Origin of the sequence: Ferrimicrobium acidiphilum DSM 19497 (assembly GCF_000949255.1) — a bacterium.
Classification (GTDB): domain Bacteria; phylum Actinomycetota; class Acidimicrobiia; order Acidimicrobiales; family Acidimicrobiaceae; genus Ferrimicrobium; species Ferrimicrobium acidiphilum.
Window position 1 is genome coordinate 1 of record NZ_JXUW01000057.1, and the last position, 4,642, is coordinate 4,642.

Genomic DNA, 4,642 nt, shown 5'->3' on the forward strand with positions numbered 1-4,642 from the left:
GAGTGGATACGGCGAGCAGAGAACCTCGTTGTCTGTGGTCCGCCAGGGACGGGTAAGAGCTTCCTTGCAGAGGCACTGGCATCCGAGGGGATCGAGGCTGGTATGCGAGTATCGTGGTTTAAACTCCGAATCGCTTGCCCAAACCATCGCAACGGCCAAGGCGACCGATACCCTTAGTTCAACCCTGGCCAAGTTCAGACGTCTCGATCTGGTCATCATCGATGATCTAGGGATCCTACCGATTGGTGAGAACGACTCCGAAGCGCTCTATCGCGTCGTCGAGACCTGTTATGAGACCACCTCGTTGATAGTGACCTCTAACTTTGGACTCGCTTCCTTTGATGAGATCCTCAACCCAAGATCGATTGCTGCAGCGCTTGTCGACCGCCTGGCTCACCATGCCCATCTCATAGAGACGACCGGCGAGTCCATCCGACTCTCACAGGCTCTCTCGGGCAAGGGGGTGATGCCCCTCTAACACCAATCCCAAATGAAAGCTTGGTGCGACACGCTCTTCAAGTGGCGCCTTCACCCGTGCAAAACTAGTGTCCGTCACCGTGCAACTTAGGTGTCCGTGAGCATGCAGGTTGAGATGTCCCTTGACATATATGACACACCACGAGTTCGACCTCATTCCAGGCACAGGCGCAGCCAGCAGTAAGTCATCAGTTTGCCGAGGCTAGAGGTCAACCATTGTCATAGGTGCGCGTCGGCCTCTTGGGGAAAAGGAATCGCTTGGAGAATGCATGCACGGGTCAACCGGGCGCCGAATTCAGAGATAAATGGGAAGGCGCCCTACAGCCTCCGATAACTAGGCCTCCCGTCCGCTGCATCGCATCGCGGTAGATGGCGAGCATTCGCAGGCTCATTCGCGGTCTCTCATTTCTTTGAAACGACCCTTCTCAAAGATGCAATCTAACTAGAGACAAGACTGACCAAAGAAACTGAAGCAGCGCTGGCATTGTGCATCGAGTCAAGGTAGACGCCGGCGTCGCCGTTAACAAAGTGGGACAATGAGTTCCCTGGCTTCTCTCGTTTCTACACCCACAACCTTTTTGCAACTGTTTGTAGTTCCTAGAACCCAAAGCTGAATAGTTGTTACAAGCGAATCGGAAATCCGCCCTGCTGCTAGTTTGCGATTGGAGTTCCTCACCAAAGAGGACATACGGCTCTGCTTGGCTATGCCGCTTTTAGCGTATCGATTTGTTAGGGCGCCAATCTGCGACAGATGCTCGAATGTCGATGCTCGAACATGAAGGCGCCTTCTCTTTACTAGTTCTCTGACCTTCCGTTTGAGTTGGGGATGAATCTCCTTGTGGTCTCTTTGGGAGCGTCACACTTTAATTCGTGACATTTTCATAAATCAACTCTGAGGGCCATTGGAGCAATATGGCCTCTGAGCTGGGATAATAAGCGCGCTCGGAGAGATTCGAACTCCCAACCTTCTGATCCGTAGGTGTATCGTTACAACATCATCTGTCGTCATACAGTCGCACCAAGTTGCATTTGCGCCGGTCAGCGACCCTTAAACCAAGAATGGTTGACTCCTACTGCAAGGCAGTGCGAGTGGGTGCGAGGCAAAAGTTGGGTTGGAGTTGGGTTGAGGGTGAAGGGTGTTTACTGGCAGAGAGATCTTCACTCGGAAAGGTCAGCGCCTGTCTGACGGCCCTGATTAAAATCCGATATTCTCTTCACCGTTACGCCACCCCATCCCTGGAGCAGTCACCCCCCAACCTAGTAGATATGTTCCGGGTTCCGTTGTCTCAAGGCGTATGGCTAAGCCGGGCTGTGGATGTAGATTCACTCGTAGGCCTTGCCACACAGGCATCGTTTGGATGCCACCGTATTGAAAATACAGAATTGTTACCGGCCAACCCGCGTCTGATTGCCCCTGCTGCGAGCCACTAGCACCACCGTCATTAACAATTCTGAGAGGTGACGGAACCACACACCGTGCTACGCACCACTCGGCAGCTGTAATTGACTGGTTTTTCACGAAGCAGGTGACGTCGACAGCCAAAGGATTATCTGTGACCCGCTTGATCTCAAATTCCACGTCTAACCGAGGGACCACGTCGCGGGCCATCGCATCTCGCACCTCGTAATCTTCCATTGCCGACACTGTCCGGTCACGGCGCTTGTAATACTTATTGTCGCTCGCCATATGTGCGGTCGTGCCCTGAGGGACCTCCACGATATAGGCAACCATAGCTTGATCCGAGTCCTCCACGGGGATTGCAAATACTCGAAGACCATTGATTTTAGGATGGACCCGAGAGTCCACTACTTGTTCGATCCACTCTGGCGGAATCTCTACCTGATCCGTCCCTGCGTCCAGCTTGTCTGCCCCATGGGTACTGCGGTCTTCCACAATACCGTAAATGATTGTCCCTCCGGCTGAATTTGCCAGCGCTGATATGTCCTTCGCCAGCTCTTTCTTTTTTTCATTAGTCTTTGCCAATGCCTCGCTTGCCTTGAACTCCAGGGTGAAATCCTCGGGAGTCTTGTCTCTTATCAAAGCAAGAAGGCGTTCTATCGTCCAGTTTTCAAGTTCAGGCGTGTCTGTCACGATGCAGATCTCCTTCGCGTCCCTGTAACCAACCATGTAATACCCAATGGAATCCTCGATCGCATTACCGTATTGTCATGAGACCGAACGGCGTTGAGTAGGGCTTGCACCTCTGTTTACACCCCTCAGACTTTGGTCGCGTCGGGCATTTGGTCAATCAGGTCAAGCGTCTCCACGCACACCCTGATCACCCGCTTGGTGAGTTCCACCACATACTTCGGGTCATCCGAAAATTCGTTCGGATCGTTCTTGATCCCACTCTTCTTATCCACAGATGGTCTCATCCGTTGCAGAAAGAGCTCGAGCGTCGGACGTGGCCCGAGTATCCACTCCGATGCTCGTTCTGGTACTCCTGTAAGCGTTAGGTGTCCGTTGACTTGAATCCGTGTCCGATCCCAGTCGGCTTTACCTCGCGCTCCGGATCCCCTGTTCGGGTGCCCCATATTGGTCGCGCGATAGCGTTCGCGTCCGTCCTCTGGAGGCATGAGAGTGAACTCCTCCGCCACTGGATAGGGTTCGACGGTTTCATATCCGACATGCAGGTCAAGTAGCTTCTCACCAACGTCGATCAGTTCCCGATACCCCTGAAGCCAAGGTATACGTGGATACTCCTTGGTGAGGTTGTCAGCGTATTGTTCTATGTAGCCTGGGTGGTGAAGGACTCCGTAGATGTAGGCAAAGAGATCATCCTTGGTGAGTGAGGTATCTGAATAGATTCCCTGGAACTCCGCTAGCGCTTCGTCGGTGATGTTGTCGACTCGTCTGATTTCCGGCTGATCTCCATCAAAGAGAGCCCCTTTGGTGTCAGGAGCCTCGTAGCGATAGCGAGCAAAGACGTGGGTCTTCTCCACGGTATCGAGATTTGGCGTCACATCCGTCGCCAAGACCGCGAACCTTCCTGCACCCCTCCCACTCACCAATATCGCCCGATTATTCACCTCTCCTGTCGGATAGAGCTTAGGAAGGTTGTAATGACTCCAGTAAAAGGTGCTGTCGAAGTAAACATACTGTTTGAAAAAGGGTCGGTACAGGCTTACGCGAACGCAACTTGGCGTCAATTGCGGAAGTGTACGTTTTCCTCTTGCTGATACAGCAAGATACCGCTTCAAATTCTGTGACCAACTGATCTGTGTCTCGTCTGCGATCACAAAGTCATCGACCGAAGAAGGCTGTTCTTTCTTGTAGCGTTCTACCTCGGAGTTGAATACCTCAATCATTGAATCCATCTTTGTAAGCAGGGTCTCTTGCGAGGAGTTGTAGGCCCAGGCATCACGATTTGTGACTAACCCATTCGAGTCAATCTTGAAGACTCCGGCCTCAGACTCTGTAGTTGTCAAGGATGGCTCTATTGACATTCATGTGGATAAACTCGCCCTTTCATAGGGTAACTTCAAGTCAATCGGTCCACAAGCTAGCATCACCAGTGCGAGGGTAGCCTTGGCGGAGTGAAACCCATACGAGCGGGCAATGATGGAGCGAACTTTGGTGTTGAGTCCCTCGACCCTTCCATTGGATACCCCAAGTCTGATGGAGGCAAGTATCCCGTCTCGATGAGTTCGGATGGTCTTTGAGAGTCGGATGAAACTCGATAGTCGTGAGCGTGAGGCTCGCTTGCACCAGTGATCGAGCATCTCATTCACCTCGTCGATCTCGAGGTCACCAGCAAAGATCGCCCGTAAGGACTCCTTCATCTCATAAGCTCGCCATAGGGCTCCCCCTCGTTGTTTGATGGCTAAGAGGGCTAGTCCTTGACGCTTGGTTAGGGTTCCTGGATTCTTCAACAGTGCCCACCGTGCCCCGGCGAACTTACCGGGCAAAGGTAGGAGAGGGAAGCTTTCTCATCTCCCGCCAGAGATCCTTGCGTACCTCCTCTNGGGCCTCGGNTCCCAACTTAACCACATGAAATGGATCGAGACAGATTTGGACGTTAGGTGCCTTCTCGCGGAAGGCCTTGGCAAAGGCTGGACCGAGATCCATGGTGGCTGCTTTGATCTTGGCAATCCGTTCTTCACCCAGGTCATCGAAGAATTCATCTAGGCTCTTGGCACTTTTCCCCCTCTGCCCCGTAGACGA

Annotated in this window: 6 protein-coding genes; 2 read left to right on the plus strand and 4 right to left on the minus strand. The window is 52.7% G+C overall.

Annotation, left to right across the window (positions count from 1 at the left end):
• Positions 1-6: 6 nt before the first annotated feature.
• Positions 7-177, plus strand: coding sequence for an ATP-binding protein (locus tag FEAC_RS16555; RefSeq protein WP_419195373.1), 171 nt, complete (start codon positions 7-9; stop codon positions 175-177).
• Between the two features lie 7 nt (positions 178-184).
• Positions 185-478, plus strand: a complete 294-nt coding sequence (locus FEAC_RS16560) for an ATP-binding protein (protein WP_419195374.1) — start codon at positions 185-187, stop codon at positions 476-478.
• A 1,194-nt stretch (positions 479-1,672) separates the two neighbouring features.
• On the opposite strand, the gene FEAC_RS14300 is transcribed toward FEAC_RS16560, so the two are convergent.
• The 4 genes from FEAC_RS14300 to FEAC_RS16160 form a co-directional block, all read right to left on the minus strand.
• Positions 1,673-2,569 carry an AlbA family DNA-binding domain-containing protein gene (locus tag FEAC_RS14300; protein WP_160290433.1) on the minus strand — a complete coding sequence of 299 codons (897 nt, stop codon included), beginning with the start codon at positions 2,567-2,569 and terminating at the stop codon, positions 1,673-1,675.
• A 125-nt stretch (positions 2,570-2,694) separates the two neighbouring features.
• Positions 2,695-3,906: a type ISP restriction/modification enzyme gene (locus tag FEAC_RS14305; RefSeq protein WP_152623296.1), complete on the minus strand. Its 1,212-nt coding sequence runs from the start codon at positions 3,904-3,906 to the stop codon at positions 2,695-2,697.
• Positions 3,907-3,924: 18 nt separating this feature from the next.
• Complete coding sequence (locus FEAC_RS14310; protein WP_052566607.1) at positions 3,925-4,386, minus strand: transposase; 462 nt, start codon at positions 4,384-4,386, stop codon at positions 3,925-3,927.
• Positions 4,376-4,642: transposase (locus FEAC_RS16160; protein WP_160290434.1), on the minus strand; the 267-nt coding region annotated here is incomplete at its 5' end. The genes FEAC_RS16160 and FEAC_RS14310, both read right to left, overlap by 11 nt.